Origin of the sequence: Bacteroides helcogenes P 36-108 (genome assembly GCF_000186225.1) — a bacterium.
Classification (GTDB): Bacteria; Bacteroidota; Bacteroidia; order Bacteroidales; family Bacteroidaceae; genus Bacteroides; species Bacteroides helcogenes.
Genome location: NC_014933.1, coordinates 1,309,445 through 1,331,700, shown reverse-complemented (window position 1 = coordinate 1,331,700; position 22,256 = coordinate 1,309,445). Strand labels below are relative to the sequence as shown.

General features: G+C 46.2%; 16 protein-coding genes, 1 tRNA gene and 2 pseudogenes. 5 read left to right on the top strand and 14 right to left on the bottom strand.

Annotation, left to right across the window (positions count from 1 at the left end; translation table 11 throughout):
* Positions 1-96: 96 nt before the first annotated feature.
* Together BACHE_RS05165 and BACHE_RS05160 are read left to right on the top strand one after the other, a co-directional pair.
* Entirely contained in the window at positions 97-2,157 is a 2,061-nt protein-coding gene (locus tag BACHE_RS05165) for an HD family phosphohydrolase (RefSeq protein ID WP_013546656.1), read from the top strand.
* 5 nt (positions 2,158-2,162) lie between these two features.
* The gene (locus tag BACHE_RS05160) at positions 2,163-2,936 is read left to right on the top strand and encodes a hypothetical protein (protein WP_013546655.1); all 774 of its coding nucleotides are present in this window, start codon (positions 2,163-2,165) and stop codon (positions 2,934-2,936) included.
* Between the two features lie 6 nt (positions 2,937-2,942).
* On the opposite strand, the gene BACHE_RS05155 is transcribed toward BACHE_RS05160, so the two are convergent.
* The 3 genes from BACHE_RS05155 to BACHE_RS05145 all read right to left on the bottom strand — a co-directional run bounded on the left by BACHE_RS05155 (position 2,943) and on the right by BACHE_RS05145 (position 7,033).
* Positions 2,943-3,428: a low molecular weight protein-tyrosine-phosphatase gene (locus BACHE_RS05155; protein WP_013546654.1), complete on the bottom strand. Its 486-nt coding sequence runs from the start codon at positions 3,426-3,428 to the stop codon at positions 2,943-2,945.
* A gap of 1 nt (position 3,429) precedes the next feature.
* On the bottom strand, positions 3,430-5,892 hold the full coding sequence (gene priA, locus BACHE_RS05150) for a replication restart helicase PriA (RefSeq protein ID WP_013546653.1): 2,463 nt from the start codon (positions 5,890-5,892) through the stop codon (positions 3,430-3,432).
* 511 nt (positions 5,893-6,403) lie between these two features.
* Entirely contained in the window at positions 6,404-7,033 is a 630-nt protein-coding gene (locus tag BACHE_RS05145) for a porin family protein (protein WP_013546652.1), read from the bottom strand.
* Positions 7,034-7,187: 154 nt separating this feature from the next.
* Here BACHE_RS05145 and BACHE_RS17295 point away from each other — a divergent pair.
* Positions 7,188-7,274, top strand: a tRNA-Ser gene (locus tag BACHE_RS17295).
* A 274-nt stretch (positions 7,275-7,548) separates the two neighbouring features.
* Positions 7,549-8,115: pseudogene (locus tag BACHE_RS05140) on the top strand (phage integrase SAM-like domain-containing protein); the annotation flags it as partial.
* Here BACHE_RS05140 and BACHE_RS16890 read toward each other — a convergent pair.
* From BACHE_RS16890 to BACHE_RS05115, 6 genes and pseudogenes are all read right to left on the bottom strand, one after another.
* A pseudogene (locus BACHE_RS16890) lies at positions 8,088-8,870 on the bottom strand (RteC domain-containing protein); the annotation flags it as partial. The pseudogenes BACHE_RS05140 and BACHE_RS16890 overlap by 28 nt on opposite strands.
* Positions 8,871-9,158: 288 nt before the next feature.
* Positions 9,159-9,971 (bottom strand): helix-turn-helix domain-containing protein, encoded by an 813-nt coding sequence (locus BACHE_RS05135; RefSeq protein ID WP_013546649.1) that lies wholly within the window; start codon positions 9,969-9,971, stop codon positions 9,159-9,161.
* Between the two features lie 71 nt (positions 9,972-10,042).
* Positions 10,043-11,224 (bottom strand): iron-containing alcohol dehydrogenase, encoded by a 1,182-nt coding sequence (locus BACHE_RS05130; RefSeq protein ID WP_013546648.1) that lies wholly within the window; start codon positions 11,222-11,224, stop codon positions 10,043-10,045.
* A 146-nt stretch (positions 11,225-11,370) separates the two neighbouring features.
* Positions 11,371-12,093: a sulfite exporter TauE/SafE family protein gene (locus BACHE_RS05125; protein ID WP_013546647.1), complete on the bottom strand. Its 723-nt coding sequence runs from the start codon at positions 12,091-12,093 to the stop codon at positions 11,371-11,373.
* The gene (locus BACHE_RS05120) at positions 12,090-13,214 is read right to left on the bottom strand and encodes an MBL fold metallo-hydrolase (protein WP_013546646.1); all 1,125 of its coding nucleotides are present in this window, start codon (positions 13,212-13,214) and stop codon (positions 12,090-12,092) included. The genes BACHE_RS05125 and BACHE_RS05120 overlap by 4 nt, the downstream gene beginning before the upstream one ends.
* A gap of 131 nt (positions 13,215-13,345) precedes the next feature.
* A complete protein-coding gene (locus BACHE_RS05115) occupies positions 13,346-13,936 on the bottom strand; it encodes an RpiB/LacA/LacB family sugar-phosphate isomerase (protein WP_013546645.1) in 591 nt (196 codons plus the stop codon).
* Positions 13,937-14,468: 532 nt separating this feature from the next.
* On the opposite strand from BACHE_RS05115, the gene BACHE_RS05110 reads away from it, so the two are divergent.
* The gene (locus tag BACHE_RS05110) at positions 14,469-15,002 is read left to right on the top strand and encodes a hypothetical protein (protein ID WP_013546644.1); all 534 of its coding nucleotides are present in this window, start codon (positions 14,469-14,471) and stop codon (positions 15,000-15,002) included.
* On the opposite strand, the gene BACHE_RS05105 is transcribed toward BACHE_RS05110, so the two are convergent.
* The 5 genes from BACHE_RS05105 to BACHE_RS05085 form a co-directional block, all read right to left on the bottom strand.
* Positions 14,956-17,391 carry a DEAD/DEAH box helicase gene (locus BACHE_RS05105; RefSeq protein WP_013546643.1) on the bottom strand — a complete coding sequence of 812 codons (2,436 nt, stop codon included), beginning with the start codon at positions 17,389-17,391 and terminating at the stop codon, positions 14,956-14,958. The two genes, BACHE_RS05110 and BACHE_RS05105, sit on opposite strands and share 47 nt — an antisense overlap.
* A gap of 94 nt (positions 17,392-17,485) precedes the next feature.
* Entirely contained in the window at positions 17,486-17,707 is a 222-nt protein-coding gene (locus tag BACHE_RS05100) for a DUF2795 domain-containing protein (protein ID WP_002558131.1), read from the bottom strand.
* Positions 17,708-17,778: 71 nt separating this feature from the next.
* Entirely contained in the window at positions 17,779-18,333 is a 555-nt protein-coding gene (locus tag BACHE_RS05095) for a cob(I)yrinic acid a,c-diamide adenosyltransferase (protein ID WP_013546641.1), read from the bottom strand.
* A gap of 34 nt (positions 18,334-18,367) precedes the next feature.
* Entirely contained in the window at positions 18,368-19,003 is a 636-nt protein-coding gene (locus BACHE_RS05090; protein WP_041579667.1) for a hypothetical protein, read from the bottom strand.
* 285 nt (positions 19,004-19,288) lie between these two features.
* On the bottom strand, positions 19,289-22,171 hold the full coding sequence (locus BACHE_RS05085) for a TIM-barrel domain-containing protein (RefSeq protein WP_013546639.1): 2,883 nt from the start codon (positions 22,169-22,171) through the stop codon (positions 19,289-19,291).
* Between the last annotated feature and the right edge of the window lie 85 nt (positions 22,172-22,256).

The following is a 22,256-nucleotide window of genomic DNA, read 5'->3' as shown; positions in this document are numbered from 1 at the left end:
ATCTACCTTACTTATAAATAAATTAGACGGCAAAATTAAATCTTTTTTTCCACACTAATGTTTTTTTTTGTACTTTTCGCAAAAATTTCGGCCAATATGAATTATTTCAAGACTAAAAAACAGTTCTCACTCAGGGATCTGATTTATAAAACGCTTATCTTTATCGGTACAGTAACGGTTATTGTCTATTTCCTGCCGCGTGACGGTAAGTTCAATTACCAATTCGATATCGACAAGCCCTGGAAGTATGGCCAACTGATGGCTACTTTTGACTTTCCCATCTATAAAGAAGACCAGGTGGTGAAGCGCGAGCAAGACAGTATTCTCGCCAAGTTCCAACCCTATTTCCAACTGGATAAAAACATCGAAAAGGATGTCATCAAGAAACTGAGAGCAGATTACCAGACCAATCTGCGGGGCATACTGCCTTCCACCGACTATATCCGCTATCTGGAAAAGAAACTGACCGAGGTTTACCGTAGCGGCATCCTTTCTACTGAAAGTCTGGCCAAGCTGCACAGGGACAGTGCTTCTGCCATCATGTTAATTGACGACAAACTGGCCAACCAGCAAAGTGCCGACAAGCTTTATTCCGTCAAAGATGCCTATAACTACATCCTGACCTCCGATACCATGCATTATCATCCTGAAATTCTGCGGCAATGTTCATTAAACGAATATCTGTTTCCCAACCTGACTTACGATGAACAACGCACAGAAACTGCCAAGAAAGAAATTTTGGACAATTACTCTTGGGCAAACGGGATTGTACTGAGTGGGCAGAAAATCATAGACCGTGGTGAAATCGTGAGCCGGGAAACCTACAACATTCTCGAAAGCCTGCGGAAAGAGTCAATCAAACGAAGCGAGTCCATCGGACAGAAACGCCTGATGCTGATAGGGCAGATTCTGTACGTCGGCATCTTCATACTCTGTTTCATGCTTTACCTCCATCTCTTCCGTAAAGATTATTACGAACGTAAAGGCCGCCTCGCACTGCTTTTCACACTTATCGTGTTTCATTGTGTGGTAACGGCTGTCATGGTGGCAAACAATATATTCAATATATACATCCTTCCTTATGCGGTGCTTCCCATCGTCATCCGCGTGTTCCTCGATTCACGCACGGCATTTCTCACACAGGTAGTCACGATACTGATATGCTCCATCTCCCTGCGCTATCCGCATGAGTTCATTCTGCTTCAACTTTCCGCCGGCTTGGTGGCCATCTTCAGTTTGCGGGAGCTTTCCCAACGCTCGCAGTTGTTCCGCACGGCATTCCTTGTGATACTGACCTATATGGCGGTTTATTTTGCCTTCGAACTGATCACGGAAAACGATTTGTCGAAAATCAATGGAAGCATGTACACCTATTTCATCATCAACGGGATATTGCTGTTATTTACTTATCCGCTTCTCTTTCTGGTAGAAAAAACGTTCGGATTCACTTCCAATGTAACGCTGGTAGAGCTGTCAAATATTAACAACAACCTGTTGCGCCGCATGTCCGAAACGGTTCCGGGCACTTTCCAGCATTCCATGCAGGTGGCCAACCTTGCCGCAGAAGCAGCCAACCGTATTGATGCTAAAAGCCAGTTGGTACGTACCGGTGCACTGTATCACGACATCGGCAAGATGGAAAATCCGGCCTTCTTCACGGAAAACCAGTCAGGTGGAGTCAATCCACACAAGAATCTCAGTTACGAACAAAGCGCACAGGTAGTTATCGGACATGTAACGGACGGGCTGAAACTGGCGGAAAAGAACAACCTGCCCAAAGTCATCAAAGATTTCATCACCACTCACCACGGGCGGGGAAAAACAAAATATTTCTATATTTCATGGAAGAACGAGCATCCCGGTGAAGAACCAGACGACGAGCTTTTCACCTATCCCGGTCCCAATCCGTTCACCAAAGAGCAGGCCATATTGATGATGGCCGACGCTGTGGAAGCCGCATCACGCAGCCTGCCCGAATATACGGAAGAAAGCATCAGCAACTTGGTAGATAAGATCATCGACTCACAAGTGGCCGAGGGTTATTTCAGGGAGTGTCCCATCACGTTCAAGGACATAGCCACCGTGAAAACCGTATTCAAAGAAAAACTAAAGACGATTTACCATACCCGTATCAGCTATCCCGAACTAAAAAAATAGGAACTATGGAAGTGACAGCCAAAGAAAAACAGAGAGCAGAGCAATTGTTGCAAAGCCGGCGGATAGGTTTACGCCAAATCAAGAGTTTCAGTTTCATGAAACGTCATCACCAGACACCAGGCAATCCCAATAGCCGCCCGGCGCCAAAAGACAAATACGGCCCCGGTATATTGGTTTTGCACCTGAAGGACGGAAAGGAAGAAATCATGTATCTGCCTCCGTTCCGCCACCCCTCGTCGGTCATCCGCTTCCTCGTTTCAGAGGGAATAGCCTTTGACAATTACGCGCCGCAGGAGCGTACGGCTTCGGCAATTGCAAAGAAAACCTATCAGCGGCCTTCTCTCTACATGTTCTACTTCTTCATATTGTTCCTGATGTTCCTGATGTTAGGATACTATTCCATCAGCGGAGATGTATGGTGGAGGGGCATTCCGGCCGCCGTCTCCTTCGGGCTGAGCCTTTTATTTATCAGCATGCTGATGACACGCTTCTGCTATCTGACGCTGGACAATGACGCACTGGTCATCCATAGCGTGGGCAGAAGCATCCGATACCTTTATACCGACTTACGGAAAGTGAATTTCGATTTCGCACGCGAACAGGCCTTCACACACATCATGGAATTGCTGGACAAGGATTACCGTTATCGGCTGTTCTATATCGGCAGGGTATCAAGGAAGAAGCTGAAAGAAATAGCAGAACGGCTGAAAGAAACCGGTATAGACGCCACTTGCAGCCTGAACGATGACAAGCGATTCTATCGGGACATCCGGCACTGATTTGTTTTATCTTCCGGTTCCGTTCTCCCCGGAAAGCATTTCCAATAATCCCGCACAGGCATCTTCCAGTACATCAAGTACATATTCAAAGCCTTCCGCCCCTCCGTAATAAGGATCGGGCACATGGTCGGCACAGGTAAACTTGGTGCAATAGTCCGTCATGCGGTGAATCTTGCTCCATGCTTCGGGTGAAGGGGCACGATCCCTCAGATCATCAATATTGCGGTCGTCCATACCGATAATCAGGTCAAAATTATAAAAATCCTCCGTACGCACAGGACGCGAGCGATGCGTCAGGGCATATCCGCGACGGATGGCATGGGCCCGCATCCGGGCATCAGGCAATTCCCCCTGATGATAAGATAAAATTCCGGCAGAATCGATTACGAATTCATTCTCGCATCCCGCCTGCTCTACAAGATGTTTCATGACTCCCTCCGCCGAGGATGAACGGCAGATATTGCCGAGGCAAACAAATAGTATTTTCTTCATTTTACATAGGATCTACATCATAATACACCAGCAACGACTTAAAACGGTCTTCGGCCAGCATTTCCTTCTGTGCCCTGACCAGCAATTCCCTGGCACGTGCCATCGGTGCATTCATTTCTATCTTCACAACGATTTTCCGGATAAACAAGGTCTGCACACGAGCCACAGGCGGCTTGTCAGGACCCAGCACACGGTTGCCGAAGACAGCACGGAGCTTGCCCGCCATTGTCTGCGCCATGAGGTCGAGCAACGTCTCGTTCCTGTTTTTCAGATATACATATATCAAGCGATAGAAAGGCGGATAATGAAACATCTGCCGTTCGGCAAGCTGGCCGCCTACCATGCTTTCATAATCATTGGCGATGACCTGCGAAATGATGGGGTGGTCGATGCTCTTGGTCTGAAGCACCACCCTGCCACGCTTGTTTTTCCGTCCGGAACGGCCCGCCACCTGTGCCATCAACTGGAAAGCGCGCTCATACGCGCGGAAATCCGGAAAGTTCAGCATGGTGTCCGCATTCAGGATACCCACTACACTGACGTGGTCGAAGTCCAGTCCTTTGGAAACCATCTGCGTCCCGATAAGGATATCGGTCTTTCCTCTTTCAAAACCGGCAATGATCCGTTCATAAGCCGCACGCGTACGGGTGGTGTCCAGATCCATCCGGGCAACGGCAGCACCGGGAAACAATGCCTTGATATCATCTTCTATCTTCTCCGTACCGAACCCCCGGTTACGCAAATCACTCCCCTCACAGGCCGGACAGACACGGGGAACCTGACAGGTATATCCGCAATAGTGGCACGTCAATTGGTTGAGCCCTTTGTGATAGGTCAGGCTGACGTCACAATTCTTGCACTTCGGAACCCATCCGCACGTATGGCACTCTATCATGGGAGCAAAGCCACGGCGGTTCTGAAACAAGATTACCTGCTCCCTCTGTTCCAGCGCCTCGCGGATGTATTGCAGCAGCAAGGGAGAGAAAGGCCCGTTCATCCGCTTCTTGCGATGAAGCTCCTTTATATCCACCGGGATGATTTCCGGCAACTGTATTTCTTTGTACCGTTCCTTCAGCTCCACCATCGCATATTTGCCGGAAACAGCGTTGTACCATGTCTCTACGGAAGGCGTAGCCGTTCCCAGCAGTGTCTTTGCATCATACATTGCCGCCAGCACAATGGCAGCGTTGCGTGCATGGTAACGGGGAGCCGGATCTTGCTGCTTATAGGTATTTTCATGTTCCTCGTCCACAATCACCAGTCCCAGGTTGCGGAAAGGCAGGAATACGGACGAACGCACTCCCAATATAATGTCATAACCCTGCCCGGAAAGCTGTTTTTGCCAGATTTCCACCCGTTCGGCATCAGGAAACTTAGAATGGTAAACACCCAACTTTGAGCCGAACACCCTCCGGAGGCGTTCGGTAATCTGGGTGGTCAAAGCTATTTCGGGCAGAAGATAAAGCACCTGCTTTCCCCGGCGGATGGCTTCTTCAATCAGATGGATATAGATTTCCGTCTTACCGCTTGAAGTCACGCCATGCAGCAGGCAGACGTTCTTTGTCCTGAAGTTTTCCGCTATCTCATCGTATGCCCGCTGCTGATGCAGATTCAAGGAATTCAAAGCCAAAGCCACATGGGGTGAGGTTACATCCAGACGACCCACTTCCTGCTGATAGACTTCAAACACGCCCTTCTCTATCAGCCCATTGAATACGACAGGCGTGGCAGAAGCCCGCGACAGAAGCTCCTTCTTCGTGACTTCTTTCTGCTCTCCACTCAGGCAGCCGGAAAGTTCGATGTACTTCATCAATAAGTCCAATTGCTTGGGAGCACGGCGTTGAAGGTCATCGAAAAAGAAATGCAGACGCCTTTCGTTGCCCGCCGCAGCGGTCAGCCGCACACGGACTTCCGTTTTAGGCTTGTAAGTGCGCCTCAACTCCTCCTTTACAAAGATGGCCTCCTTGTCGAGCAAGGATTTCACCACATTGAGGATATTCTTAAATCCGGTATCTTTCTCTAACTTCGTCACGCATTGTTCGGGTTCGGCAGAGAGCAAATCAAGCACTTTCTGCTCACGCTGCGGCAACGGCTCCGTTGCTTCAAAATCAGGATTGTATTCTACAATGGTTTCACTTTCAAGCTTCAGTCCCGAAGGCAAGGCTGCTTTATAGACATCGCCCTGTGTACAAAGATAATAATCGGCCAGCCACTCCCAGAATTTGAACTGCACGGGAAGCAGAATGGGGTGCGCGTCCAGCAACGCCGTGACTTCCTTCACCTCATACCCCTCCGGCTTCTGATGATGGACATTCCGCACAATCCCCGTATAGAACTTCTTCTTTCCGAAGGAAACCACTACACGGCAACCCGCCCGAACCTCTCCCTCCATCTCAGGAGGCAGGGAGTAAGTGAAGCAACCGTACAGGGGCAAGGGCAATATGACATCTGCAAACTTTTCCATTGTGACGGCAAAGATAGGTGCATCCCGGCAACCGCACAAATAAAAAACGCCGTTTTTCTTCATAAAATCCGGGAGTATTCCCCGAGCCTCTACGCAGTTTCCACAGGGCGCAAAAATTCCTCCTCCGCGGATGGCACATCCGCGTCCTCCCCCCAGTGCCCCCGGTTTCGGGGGGAACTATTTAGGAGGGGTTATGCTATGCTATTCTGTGCTATGCTATGCTATGTGTACCGGATGCGACATTTTCGGGGATAAATGTTACATTTATGGGGATAAATGTTACATTTTAAGCAAACATCCGTTTCAAGCAATGACCCTTCATCCACACCTTTTCCAAGCATTGCAAAAGTCTGTATGACGGGCTGACCTGCATATATAGATGCAGCCTGCTGGATATATAGATGGAACAAGTTGCATATATAGATGCAGCAAACCACATATAGCACAAAAAAAAGAGGGTATTCTCACGAACTCCCCCTTCACAGTATCTATAAATTTAAAACTACTATTCTTAGAAAATATATGCGGCGGAAACCTGCCAAGTCTTAGTCTTGGCGCTGGCATCCCCCAGGTTCTTCAGTTCAAAGCTGTTGCCCAACGGAATCTGATAGTTGAATCCTATCTGAAGATGGCTCAGCAACTTCACGCCTGCGCCTAAGTTCAAACCTACCTGAGCTTTCTTGGAGTCCACATTGTCCGACGAACCCGATAGACCCAGCATACTCAAGTCCACATCCTTGAAGTTGAAGAAGAAATCGGGACCGGCCGCTACATAAATGCCCAGCATGCTGCCCAAACCGAAAGTATATTTCAGGTTGATGGGAATTTCGATGCCTTGCTGCTTTGCGTCGATGGAGCCCACCGTCGTATTGCCTTTTTGGACATCATACTTATTGCCCCTCTGCGAGTACATCAGCGCGGCATCCACGCCAAGCCCCACGATAGGGATCGTAACCTCGGCCATAGGGCCGATAAAGAAGCCGGTTGAGTTATCTTTGTTACCGTCATATCCACCTTTCCAATCGATTTTCGACAAGTTCACGCCGCCTTTCACACCCCATTTGATGAGTTGCGCCTGAGCAGGCATAGCCATAAACATACAGCATACAGCTATAATGAAAGCACTAAAAATCTTTTTCATAATTCAAATTGTTTAAAAATTACGGGACAAATATATGCAAAATATGGTAGAAACCACCACTTCGCACGAAAAAAAGCAAGAAAAAGAGAATAACGAGCCGCAAAAACGCCTTATCTTTGCATCCGTAAAAGCGGATACGCCAAAACAGAAAGAAGGAAAGATGCCGGAGTGATCGATCGGGCCGCACTCGAAATGCGGTGAACGGGTAACTGTTCCCAGGGTTTGAATCCCTGTCTTTCCGCTGAACTAACCGGACAAAACCGGACAGTAAGCAGACAAGTCCCACAAATTCAATGATTTGTGGGATTTTTTTATCCCCTTATGTCTGCCCTACCGGACATCATTTAGACCCTAAAAGACAAAGTTAGTAACCTAACTCGTACCCCCGACAACTGAAAGTCCAAAAGGGGTACACTTAGTCCGAAATTGGCGAACTTCTGTCGCTATTTGGCGAGCCTGTATAAACTTCACTTTGAGTTAATTACCGTAGTTTTGTAACCCCAAAAAGTGAGTTTATGAAGAGTACATTTTCTGTTCTTTTCTTTGTGAAAAAGGACAAGCAAAAAATCAATGGCAGTTACCCTATTTTCGTCCGTGTTACGATTGACGGTGTGGCAAGTCGTTTTAATTCCAAACTTGATGTTCAACCCAAAGTTTGGGACGGTAAGGCAGGTAAAGCCGCCGGACGTTCTGCGGAAGCTACCCGTATCAACCGATTGCTGGATGATATAAACGCATCCCTGAACACCATTTATCACGAACTGCAAAGGCGTGACAATTATGTTACCGCCGAAAAGGTGAAGAATGAATTTTTAGGTCATAGCGAGAGCCACGACACCATTCTTAACCTTTTCCAAAAGCACAATGATGATGTTAAGCAGTTGGTCGGCATATCTAAAACGATTGCAACTTATCGTAAATATGAAGTGACCCGCCGCCATCTTGCCGAGTTTATCCAAAGCAAATATAACCTGTCGGATATTTCTATAAAGGAAATAACCCCGATGTTCATTACTGACTTCGAGTTGTATTTGCGTACTACCTGTAAATGCGGCTTATCTTTCTTCCTTTCTCTCATTGTTAGATAAGTCCTATAATAATCTCCTAAGTCTATTTTGAATGATGCTTCTAAATAAGTCATAATCTCTTTAATATCAGCATTGCCATTATTCAAAACCCCGGCGGCATATATGGCGTATCCTAATTCGATAACAGCTATCTTTGTTCCAGTCCATTGAAAAGGATTGTCAGGTAATGTAGCACGGCTGGTTTCTATCACTTCTTGCCTTTCCATATTTTGTAACCGTTGTTGGAGATAGATTTCCAACATATCATAACCTAACATTTTTGCTACTTTATGGTCGCAACAAGTTGAAAATAGCGGGTCTTTATCAAGCATCCCACAATTGTGGCACAGTTTGTAGTTTTCATGTCCTCTAAGAAAATAGTATTTGTCTAAGTGAATTGCTTTAGAACGATAGTACTGGTAGAAATCAAGATTGTGATTACAAAATTCTGTTATTGTTGCTTGCTTTCTCTTGTAATACTCTTTAAGAACCTCTTTACTGCCATTCGGCTTTCTTAATTCAAGTGTGTATATATCACTGAAATATATTAGTTTGCTTAAAATGAAAGGCTTAATATCTTTAAAGAATAATATTTCTTCATTAGCATCTTGAAATGTATATTGATGGATAAATTTTCTTAATTCTTCAAATAGAGGTCTGATAAAGTTAATCATATGCAGAGCTGTATCGGAAGATATATCACTATCTATACAGGACATTGTTATCTCTGTATTGATTTTTGCTATAATATTATTAGAAATTTGTTTCATGTCTTTATTGAAACTTTAGCTTGTGAATTTGCCTTTATAATTATCATAAAAGCAAATTCTTTTCTTTTTCTATATTTTTGGAATAAATTTCTTATCTACTTATTACAAAGGCTCTTGGATGAATATCCAATTTTAAGGTAACGAGTTGGTACTGTACTTATTGCTGCGCTCTGCTTTCAATGCTTTCTATTATAGATGGCAAAAATAGAAAGAAATATACTGGCGAAAAAAATCCTTTTACCAGTATATTCCTTGCAGTTCTATGGATATTTAGATGCTACATAATATTCAAATGACAGAAGGGGAAACGCCAAACTGCTTTTTGAAGGCAGTAGAGAAATGGGATAAGTTTTTGAACCCTACTCGCAAATAAATGTCAGACGGAGTACTCTTTTCCTGCTTTAACAGTAGATATGCCTCTTCCAGCCTACGTTTCACCACCCAACGGTTCGGTGTATCGTTGAAGATTTCTTGAAAATCGCGTTTAAAGGTAGACAAACTCCTGCCTGTGTAATGGGCAAGTTCTTCTATTGTGAGGTCACAGGTAAAGTTCTTATCCATGAATTCTTCTAAATCCGGTTTCCACGGTTCTATGAAATCGAATAGAATACTACCTAATTTTGGATTCAATTGCAGCAGAATCAGAATTGTTTCATGCAGTTTCATTTCCACCAATTCTTTGGACGGGCATTGCCCGGTGCTGAAGTATTTGTCTAATGACTGGAAAAGTCCCGTCAAGAATGGGTGGGCAGGCAAAGGTATGTGCAACGCATTCAACATCCCTTTGTCGGCTTTTGCATCAGGCAGCACTATCTGGGAAGCTATTTTCCTAAGAAAAGGGGTATTCAGATGCAGAAACAGCCCCTTAAATGGTTCCCCGTTTTTGGTAGGCTGTTTCGTCTTACGCACCAAATGATTGCGGCGCAAAAATACTGCGTCGCCTTTGTGAAGTACCACACGACGGTCTTTCGACTGTAATATCATCTCCCCGGACATGATGTATGCCAACATGTGGTCGGTTATCATTTCCTCACATACCTTGTCCGTCGTAGTGAAACAACGGAAGAAAGTATCTATGTAGTTATTGTGCGTTTCATCCATATGGGTACAAAATTAGAAATTTATCCGATACGTTATCAATGGATTGGCGGATTATTTCTCTACAGGACTTTTCATTTTGCCATTGTATAGACGGCTTTCATGTCTGTACTGTCGAGGTGCTTAAAATTCCCAATTGTAATGGTATCTCTATGACTACATTTATCAACCATTTCATCTATTTCTTGTTCTGTCACTTCTCTGCCTATTAATTCGCTGATAGAAACGGGCATCCCAATGGCCTGATAGAAACGTTCCATAGCAGCGATACCTTCCAGTGCGGTATGCTCCGGACTGGTGAAGTCGTTTGCCACTCCCATCACATTGACGGCAAAGCGGGCGAAGCGGGAAATATTCTCCTTGTAGACGTAGCGTGCCCAACTGCACCACAGGGCAGCCAGTCCTGCACCATGCGCCACGTCAAACATGGCACTCAATTCATGCTCCAGCATGTGAGTGGCAAAGTCACCCGTAGTGCCGCAACCTGTCAGGTCATTGTGTGCCAAACTGCCAGCCCACATGATTTGGGTACGATGGCGGTAGTCTGTCGGATTTTTCAGAACTTCAAACACACTGTTCTTCACGGTTCGCAGCAAACCCTCCGCCAGTTCATCGGTCAATGTCATGTCATCATCCTGAGAGAAGTAGCGCTCCATCGTGTGCATCATGATGTCCACCGCACCGCAAGCAGTCTGATAGGCGGGTAGCGTGTAGGTGCGTTCCGGGTTCATCACGGCAAACTTGCAACGGCATAGGTTGTTGGAATAGCCTATCTTGATGTCGCCATCTTCGTTAGTGATAACACTACTGTCGCTCATTTCACTTCCGGCAGCAGGAATGGTAAGCACAGCGGCTACAGGGAGTGCGCACTGTGGCTCATACGCCTCTGTGTAGATGTCCCACACATCACCTTCGTATGGTACTCCGTAGGCAATGGCTTTGGCGGAATCTATCACACTGCCACCGCCCACAGCGAGGATAAAGTCAATGCCTTCCTGACGGCAAAGTTCGATGCCCTTGTGAACCAATGACAGGCGAGGATTGGGTACTACACCGCCTAACTTGATACAGGCTATGCCTTCTGCTTCCAGCAAGGAGGCTATCTTACTTAACAGACCGGAGCGTTCCGCACTCTTTCCGCCATAGTGCAGCAGCACTTTGCTTCCACCATATTGTTTCACCAGTTTTCCTGTTTGTTCTTCTGAACTTGCGCCGAACACTACTTGTGTGGGGGCATAATAATTAAAATCTTTCATATTCGTTGAATATATTAAATGAGTTATTACTGTTTTAGCAGTTGCAAAGATAAGGGGATAGACAGGAGTTCCGTTTTTCTTATTCGTTCAATCTACTTTTCTTGAAAGTTCAAATCCTCATTTTTGCTTTCCATTCTATTGCAAATTCAAACTAATAGTAGCAGTATTGACAGACCTGTGATTACTGTAGTCAAGTAGCGAAATCCTTTTTCCGGTATCTTCTTCACCAATAAGATGCCCAAGTATCCTCCCACTATAATAAACGGAATGGTACAAGCATCCAACCATAAGAAATGGAGCGTTATATTATTCCAAGAAAGTACCTGTACCGGGATTTTCAGATAATTTATGACCAAGAAAAACCAAGCATTAGTCCCTACAAAACTATATTTGGGCAACCTGACAGACAATAAATAGATGGCCATGACCGGACCGGCAGCATTGCCTATCATCGTAGTAAATCCACCTAACAAACCAAATGCGGGTCCGTACCACCAATAGGTAGGAGTCGTATCGCTCTTTCTCCATTCAAACCACAGCATGACACCAAATACAACCGCCAGACAAATTCCCAATAAATATCGGAATGCTTCCGGAGGAATGAAACTATCGACCAGTAACGCCACCCCAAAGCCAACCAAAGCAGAAGGCAGCAATTTGAATACATATTTCCACTCTGCAATTCTTCGATAATAGAGTACCGCTATCAAGTCTGCCACGCAAAGCATAGGTAAAATCAATCCGGTAGAGGGCTTGGCTCCAAACGTCAAAGCCATTATTGGCACAGCCAAAAGGCTGATACCCTGTATGCCTGTTTTAGACATACCAATGAGTAAAGCGGCCAAACAAAGCATTATCCAATCCATCATTTCCACCATATTTTTGTTTTCGTTATTCCGGGTATCACTCTTTCCCCCATCAATGGAGTAAGCATTTCGATATGTTGGGCTGTTGCCAGATTATAGACCGTCTGTATAGATTCATTCCACGGGTGAAGAGCCAAATCGAAAACACCCCAATGAATAGGGAGCAGAGTTTTCGCTTTGACATCTTTGCAAACTTCAACTACTTGATGTGGAAATAAGTGTGTGTTAGGCCATCCGTTGTTCCAAGCATCTATTTCGATACAAGCCAAGTCAAATGGTCCGTATTTTTCCCCGATTTCCTTGAAATGCCGTCCATAACCGGAGTCTCCTCCCCAAAAGATGTTTTTCTGCTGTCCTTTTATTGTATAAGCCGCCCACAAGGTCCGATTCTCATCTTTACCACTCCGTCCGGAGTAATGGATGGTTTTGCAGGCATTTATCCGTAACGAACGATAGGTTAAGCTGTCTCCCCATCCCATTTCTGTAATATGCTCCTGTGGTACGCCCCAACCAATTAATCGTGTCCCCACACCCAAAGGAACGACAAAACGTATGTTTCGCTTCTTCAATGCCTTTACCGTCCGCATCTCCAAATGATCATAATGGTCGTGTGTCAAGAGTACCATATCCACATCCGGTAATTCATCGGCTGTAATCGGAGATTCCGTATAGCGAGGCACAATGAAAGGGAATGGGGCAGCGTTTCCCAACACGGGGTCTATCAGAATCCGCACTCCATCCAGTTCTATAATAGCGGATGAATGCCCCAACCAATAAAGGGCGTAGGCAGCGGGAATTTGTAGGAAACTATTACGTGTCAGTTGCACTTTAGGAAGAGCCTGCTTAGGAGCATAGGGAGATTTCTTAAAGAAACGTGCAAATCCCATGCTGCCTCCAGTGGTTCGTTCAGGATAGCGTACAATAATTTGCGGACTGATAAAACCATGCGTTTCCATCGAATAATAGGGCAACTTGCCATATTTTTGGTCGGCTTCATCCGTTGAACTAAGTTCTCCCATAGCAGACCATACATAAATAGTTGTAAAAAGCAAGATTAGCAGTATTCCACTGGCAAGAAGTAATATCCACTTTCCGTTTTTCTTTATTATTTCTTTATTGTTCATTTTTAAATTATGTTATTGCAGCAAAGATAATCACCGCCATTTTGTCGAGACAACCATTTTGACAAAATGGCGGTGCAAAGATTAAGTGAATTTAATAAGGAGAATTTTCTTAAAAATCCTGCCGTTTATTACTATTTCTGCAAATTATCATAGTTGTACCGGGTGATTTCAGAACCCATTTCAGAAACCCGTTTAAACGCAGAACGCAAAAAATCAGGATTGGCTTCGGTGAAGTCTTTGGAGAATTGCGCACGGACAAAGGCGCGTGCCATTTGTTTACCCAGATAAGGAGTGACTACGATCCCCCCCATTGACAGAACATTGGCATTGTTGATGACTCTGGAGAGTCGGGCAGTCTCGATGCTCTCGCACAAGGCACAATGCACTCCGTTGAACTTGTTTGCCACTAAATTCACACCCATGCCCGTACCACAGAATACAAAGCCGAAGTCGTATTCCTTTTCGGAAACAGCCCGACCTACATTGTAACCCACATCAAAATAGTCTTGCTGCTCACTCCCGGTAATGTCCGTTACTTCAAAGCCTTCTTCCACCAAAGCTTCCTTTACGGCATCTTTCAGGGCTATTCCCAATGGGTCAGCTCCCAAGATAGCGGTTCTCTTCACTTTCGTTTCAGCAGAATTAGCAGTTTGTGCCTGCACTCCCATAGCTATGAATGTTATAAACATAGCCATTACAATTGATTTCACTGTTGTTTTCATTTTTTCTTTTGTTTTAAAATTCTGCTGCAAAGATACAGGAGGAATGGCAGCCTCTGTTTTTCTAATTTGTTCAATCTTCTTTTCTCAAACGTTCAAAGGTCTTTTATATAGATAAAATCCTTATTCTCACGTCTGATGTTTATTCCCACGCAATAAACGTTCATTGTAAGGAGGAAAATGATTTTAGAGATGATTTAGTGTAAGGTGCAAGTATATATCTATATATATAGCTTGCACCTTACACTTAAACGCTAAATATTTATATTCAGACATTTGCGTAATTTGGAAAAGAGTTGTATCTTTGAACCGAAGTTTTAGGCAGACAATGAACAGTCAAAGGACGACAGATAAACGTCTTTTTTGAAACCTAAATTGTACCCCCTAAGGCATTGACATATTGATAAAGAGTTGAATTAAAGCGACATAAGGAGATAGGTTCATTACCCTATCTTTCCGCCAAAGCAGGCAAAAAGCCCGGCACTGTAACAGAGATTAATTCCCTCAAAAGATTAATCTCTTTTTTTTTTCGGATATGATAAGAATCAGAAAGACGGAACCCACAGAAACGGATATCCTGATGGATATCTTTGAACAGGCCAAACGCATCATGCGGAAAGACGGAAACATGGCACAGTGGACAGGCAACTATCCTTCTATCGACATCGTCACAAAGGATATACGGGACGGCAACAGCTATGTATGCCTTGACGACAATGGAAAGATCATCGGGACATTCGCCTTTATCCGGGGAAACGACCCCACATATACCCGCATTTATGAAGGAGAGTGGCTGGAAGACACCCTCCCCTACGGGGTGATACACCGGCTGGCAAGCACCGAAGACAGCAAAGGAACAGCAGCCGCCTGCCTCGGGTGGTGCTACGCGCAAATTCCCAATTTGCGTGCCGACACCCACCGGGACAACCGCATCCTCCGGCATATCCTTACAAAACATGGTTTCCGCTATTGCGGCATCATCTACCTGGCCAACGGAGACGAGAGGCTGGCGTTCCAGAAAATCACCCCTCGTACTTCTTCTTCAGTTCTTCCACACCCATACCCGTGAAATAATCTTCCACAAAGTCCCAACGTTGCCCGTCGGTCAGGCTGTCGTTGCCGAAGAAGGAAGTGAAGAGTTCTATCTGCTCCTCAAAAATACGCTCGTTGTCATCGAGAATCTGATTGCGGTAATCGCCCGAAGAAGCCAGTTGCAGCAAAAGGTCAGGTTCGTTGAAGCAAACAAGGACGCAGGGCGTGCCTCCCCCTTCTACGCTGAACGACAATCCTCCGAGCATGGAAAGCAGGTTGAGCAGCATGTTCAGGTCGGAAAAAGGAGTGCAGAAGTAGGTGAGGCGGTCACCGGCATTGCCTACTATGCGCTGTGCGAACAGCTTCTGATAACGGGACAAGAGCAGGTCGAATCCTCTGGTCACCGTGAAAGAAAGCTCGTTCGAGTCTTTCTTCTTTGCGCTGCTGATGTAGCTCACGCTGCGGCCTTCCTCCGTACGGCTTTCGAGCAGAGATCCGATAAAGCGCTTGGCAGAACGTACATCCATGTTGTGATCGGCAAAGAGGAGGCGCAATCCGTCTTCATCAAATTTTCCTTTCGACTTTATCAGGGCCGTCTTCAGCATTATGCCCAAGTCCTTGAACAAAGCATCCATGCGCTGACGGATCACAGAAGCGTCTTCTTTCAGCAGCACTTCATGCTTTCCCACCGACACTGCACGGGCCCCTTCCATCAAAGTCCCGTTGTTCAATTTCTGCTTGAACTCCTTATAGCCCAGTTCGGAGAAACGCTTCTCCCAGATGTCTTCCAGATGCGCTTTATAAAGTCCTTCCTCTCCTGCTATCGGCGTCAGGTAATCGGCAAACTCGCGGGCAAAGGCATCGCCCGTCTTGTCCTGAATGTACCCTTCGGTCAACAGATTCTTGGGGCTGACTTCTATCAAGTGCTTGCCAAAGCGTTTTGCCAAATCGTCTTCGAGCCACAAGAGAGCCGTCTTGATGAGCTGTCCCAACTCTGCCTCATATTCAAGCTTATTCTTGGTACGGGGCAGCTTCACCACAAATTCAAAGTCGGAGAGTGATACCAGCATCTCCTGCCTGCCGCCCTTCATCCGATATACATCGGCCAGTTTTCTAAGAATGAGTACCAGTTGTTCCTGGGCGATGTTCCCAGTCTGGTGCAGACGCTTCATGTAGTAGAAATCGCGTTCGTTGAAGTCGGTAGATGCCACTCCTTGAATGCTGCCATCGCGTGCCGCACGCCCTATTTCCTGAATATAATCGACAAATGTGCTTGAGGGGGCCGCATGATACACACGGTCTATATCACTGATGTCCACACCCATGCCGAAAGCCTTGGTAGCGATGATCAGCTTCTTCTCTCCCTCCTTGAACTCCTGCACAATGGCTGCTTTCTGCACCTTGTCCTTTTTGCCGTAATAAGTGGCCACATAGTGCCAGTCAGTGGACTTTACCCAAGTTTTGAGACGCATCTCGATGCCTCCGGCAAAAGGATAGTAGAGCAATGTCTTGTGTCCGTCCAGAAAGTCTTCCGTACGGGCCAGCACCACGCGCTGCTTGGCTCTGTCGTAAGTTTCTCCCGCCTCTATCTGCATCTGCCGGATGTCAAAGCCGATGTTCCGGCGCTTCACCGTACCCACATAGAGCACACAAGGCTCCATCTGCAAAGAACGTATTGTCTCGAATATCATGTCGTTGCCCCCCTTAGGATTCCACACAGCCGTAGCTGTCAGCGCAAACAAGGGGAAGGCATAACCAAGGTTCTGCTTCAACTCGCTGAGATATCTTCCCAAGAACCAATAGTCCACACGGAATTCCTTGCCCCACGTAGTGACCGTATGTGCTTCGTCGATAACCACCATCCCGATGCGGCGTTCACCCACAAAGTGCCTGATGTCATAGGAGAGAAGCAACTCCGGTGAAAGGTAGAACAAGTCGATTTCCCCTTCACGCACGCGGCGGTAAACGTCCGACTTTTGTTCAGGCGAGAGGTCGGAGGATGCATATGCCACGCGCGTATAGCCCAAATCCAGCAGGCTCTCCACCTGATCTACTATCAGTGCTTTCAAAGGAGAAACCACGATAGTGAGAAGCCCGTACTCTTTTCCCAGATAAATGGCAGGAAGCTGGAACAGCAGAGATTTTCCCGAACCGGTAGGCGCTGTCAAGAGGATATTGTCCACCTGTGCCTCACTTTTCCGTGCCTTCTCCGCCTCAAGGATAACATGCTCTATCAGTTGCCCCTGAGAAATACAAAGCTTCTCTTTCCCCTTAAACAAATCATCATAAATCTCAAAGTCACGGAACCGGTCATAACCGTAAACCTCTTTTAAGAGTACGCTTACAGCCTCACGACAAGTCTCCGGCAAGCGCCGTTCTTTCAACTCCGGTAACCGCAATGTACCTTCTTCCTGCATTTCTGTCATAATTAATGTATTTTAAATAATAAAAATGGGCGATTAAGAAATCGCCCATTCTATTTACTCGCAGCCTGTGTCTTCAAAGGCTCTTTGGTTTACGCTAATACTCCTCCTCGTTAAAGAAGAAATCCTCTTTACTGGGATAATCAGGCCAAATATCTTCAATACTTTCATAAATCTCGCCCTCATCTTCCATCTCTTGCAAATTTTCAATCACTTCAAGCGGAGCACCCGAACGCATGGCATAATCAATCAATTCATCCTTGGTTGCCGGCCAAGGGGCATCTTCGAGTTTTGATGCTAATTCCAATGTCCAATACATGTCTATAAGTATTAAAATTGTGAATATTAAGTCCTTCTTTCTATTTTTCGGCAAAAGTATAACAAATTATTTCACTTGCAACTATTATTCCAAAATATTTCATCTTTTTTCTCATCCATATTGATTTTTCGAGACAAAACAAACAAATAATCTGACAAACGGTTTACATAAGCCAATAATTCCGGGGATACTTCCACCTGATCTGCCAGAGTAAGAATCCGGCGTTCGGCACGACGGCAGACCGTGCGGCAGATATGGCAGACAGCCGCCCCACGGCTTCCTCCAGGAAGGACAAACGATGAAAGAGGGGGAAGAATGGAATCCAGATAATCAATCTCCTGCTCTATGGCTTGCACCAATGCGGGAGTTATGACACTGACTTCATTGAGTCTTGTCTTTTCACAGTCGGTGGCAAGATGAGATCCTACCGCAAAAAGTTTATCCTGCACTTGTTGCAGAAAGCCCTTGTCCCGTTCATCGGACAAATAAGTTATCAATAAGCCGAGGTTGGAATTCAATTCATCTACCGTGCCATAGGCTTCAAGGCGAATGTGAGTCTTGGGCACGCGAGTACCCCCTACAAGAGAAGTGGTCCCTTTATCTCCGGTTTTGGTATATATCTTCATAAGAACGTTTTTTTATTGAAACACCTAAAGATAATCAAAAGTTGACAATATAGTCTTGTTTTATCTTTGTTTTATCAAAGAAGATGATACCGATATCGTAAAGATCAAACGAGACTCCTGTCCGAGCATCCTGTTTCATGCGCTTCCATAGAGCAAACATTTTTGAGGTATAACGAATTCCTTCAATGACGAAAACCGATTTACACGTTGTACGGGCAGCACAAACGCTGAATACGCTTTCTACGAATTCCGGATGCCGGTAGTCATGCAAATAGAGAAAATCCACAGGCACACCGGCTTCGAGGAAAAGCTCCGAAAGTGCGGAAGCGGCAATATAGTCGGCTCCTTCCTTCCCGGCCTTCAGGTAAAGGGAGGAGGCGGCAAGCGTACCGGCATCCACTATTGTGTCCGGACGGGCATAATTGACCAACCGGAACAAAAGGCGCTTTATCTTTTCCGGCTCATACTTCCAACACTTGCCTGAAAAGGGTAAAACGAGTTCTTTCTGTTTCGCCTTCAACTCCTTATATTTATAATAAGGTGTACGCTCGTAAATGACAAATGTGATCAGATTAAAGGCAAAGGGAGAATGCACTCCGTAGCCACAACGATAGCGGAAACGAAGCAGCCAGATGAAAGGACGCTTCAAGGCAAGGACAACACGGTTCACAGCAACTATATCCATTTTTCTGTCGGCAGCTTCTATCAATGTAATTTTCCTTTAATTATCACTTCGTCTGAAGAACAGTTTTCCGTAACGGTGAAGAGTACATTATCTCCGTCAATAGTCTTTCGATTATTCATCATCATATCGGGCATTTGTCTAACATGTGCGCAAAAATACAGCATTCACACACGAAAGACAAATAACTCGACAGATTTGTCACAAGCCACCGGTAACTTATTCCAGCTCAAACAACACCCCCGATATGAATAAAAATATTCCACTCATCATTTACAATCTCACCGATTGTGCTTTCCCGTCATATTTCACTATTTTGCCTTTCGCCTTCAAGTCGAATGGCTGCGGCTTGTCTCTGCCTACTTTCACGACGTTGAAAGTACGCTCTTTCAGCATACCGGGAAATTCACCCGTGCGGCCGCCGATAACCAAAGTCCTTTCGGCTTCATTGTAAGTAAACGGGATAGCGGCATATTGTCCCTTTTCATAATTGTAGTTCACCCCTTCATCTTCGTAGAGAGTGAATGCACCGTTTTGCCCGGTATAGACATACAAGGTAATTTCGGAGGCCGGCTTCTCGTCACTATATTGCATATCCGGCCCGTAAGGCACAATGGAACCTTCGCGGACATAAAGCGGAATGCGTTCGTATGGAGCATCCACCGTCAGTTTCCGTCCGCCTGCCACGTACTTGCCAGAGTAGAAGTCATACCAACCGCACGGAGCAGGGAAATACACTTCACGGCTGCGTGCACCGTATTCATAGACCGGGGCGACCATCAGGGCGGGACCGAACATGAACTGGTCGCCTATATCATTTACATTTGCATCGGCCGTGAAGTCCATCACCAACGGACGCATAATGGTGTAGTCATTAAAATAAGTCATACCTGCCAAAGAGTAAATGTACGGCATCATGTTGTAGCGAAGCTTCGTGTAATAAAGAATGGAATTATAACACGGATGCCCGGCGGGAGCTATGTTCCAAACTTCGCGGAACGGATACTGTCCGTGCGCACGAAACAGTGGACAGAATGCGCCAAATTGATACCAGCGGGCGTTCAGTTCCCTCCATTCCTTGTAGTCGGAGTTCTCACGTCCGGTCTCATCCAGTTCCTTCTGACCTGCAACATAGCGGTTTTCCACACAGAATCCACCGATATCCATTGTCCAATAAGGAATGCCGCTGACAGCAAAGTTCAGTCCGGCCGCAATCTGTGACTTCATATCTTCCCAACGGGTGGCAATATCACCACTCCAAGTAGCCGTGGAGTAGCGTTGCAGCCCCGCAAAACCCGAACGGGTGAGCAGGAAGACGCGCTTGTCCGGATCCATGCCACGCTGTCCGTCATATATGGCCTCGGCATTCATCAGTGCATAGGCATTGAAGAACTTGGTAGAAGGACCGAGTGCCGTAGGGCCGCAAAGCGCCTTGCGATATTGCATATCCGTGCAGTCGCGCACGTTAGGTTCGCTGGCATCCATCCACCAGGCATCAATACCAAGCGGGCAGTAGTGGTCTTGCATCTGCTTCCAGAAGAGTTTGCGGGCATCCGGAGCGTAAGCATCATAGAAAGAACCTACATAGCCGGGACCTACCCAATCCCTGATGCTGTCTCTGACAGCCTGCTGATACATCCATCCTTTCTCATCGAATTCTTTATAGTGTTCGGTCGTAGTGTAGAATTTGGGCCATACGGAAACCATCACTCGTCCGTGCATGGCATGGATGGAATCCACCATACCTTTGGGATCAGGAAAGCGTTCGGGATCGAACTCGTGGCTGCCCCACGCATCCTGCTTCCAGTGCAGCCAGTCTATCACAATATTGTCAATGGGTATCTGCCTCTCACGGAACTCTTTCAGAGTGGAGAGGACTTCTTCGCGCGTATTGTACTTCTCGCGGCTTTGCCAGTAGCCCATCGCCCACTTGGGCATAATCGGAGACTTGCCGGTCAGGGTGCGATAGCCGCTTATCACATCGTCCATCGTGTCGCCATAAACAAAATAGTAATCTATCTCATTCTGCATCTCGCCCCACCAAGAGAGTTTGTTTTGCTCTTCATCGGCCACCGGACTCAATGCCCGCAAGCCGCAATAAGACACATATCCGTCAGGCTCCCATTCAATCTTTAAAGGAACCCGCTTGCCTGCTTCCAAATGGACGGTAAATTTATAACTGTTGGGATTCCAAGCAGTACGCCAACGCCGGGGAACCACCGGTTCATTATTGAGATATACCTTCGTATAGCCTGCATAGTAAAGAATGAAACGGAACAGACCGGTTTCCGACGGTTCTATCTCCCCTTCATAAGTTACATGCGAGCCCATGAGGGGAAACCCGTCGGGCAGGTTCACCACCTTTTCCAGATGGGCGGCACGGTCCAGATGCTCAAAGTAAAGGGAATCTTCCCGACGTACAATGACTTTCGCATCTTTGCCGGCCGGTATGTATGTACCCGTCAGAGCACCTTCTTTTCCGTCCTTGTCATACAGTTTGAATATGCCGCACAACTGGGAATAGTCACGCGGATCACCAAAACGACAAAGGGAATAGCTATCCCACAGCACACCGTAGTTCTTGTTGGACACGATGAACGGAACTGAAACCTTTGTGTTATACTGAAACAGTTCCTCATTCTTCCCTTTATAATTGAATTCGTCCGCCTGATGCTGTCCCAAACCGTAGAAAGCCTCATCATTGCCGGCCGACCGGAATACTTGGCGCACGGTATATCCGTTAGTTCCTTCCACTTTAATCGGAGTGAAAGTGCGTCCGCCTTGGTCTTCCGCCAAAATCTGTTTTCCTGCGGCATCCGTGAAGCGCACCTCTCCTGTAGCCTTGGATACGATGGCACACAGTTGCGATGTTTTTACCATAATCTCATCATCCTGTTCTTCTACTTTAAAACCTGCCTTATTCTTTTGGGGAACGATAATGAGACTTGGCTCTTCCGAGAAGTTCTTTTCCGGAGTGGCAGATACATGGATAAGCTTCTCGCCCATAACCTCCACCCGTACCTTGCGCACATCTGTAGACCGTTGTTGATTGATCTCTACGATAATGCCATTTTCGGTCTTTTGCAATCCACTGCCGGCACATGCAGCAAACACCCATCCGGCCAGCAAACAAACTGAAGTAAATTTCAATTTCATATTATTACATTTAAAGTTATTTTTCTCCGGATGTAAAGATAGAAAACCACACACGGAAAAAGCCCTCCCGATGTTGAACAGGAAG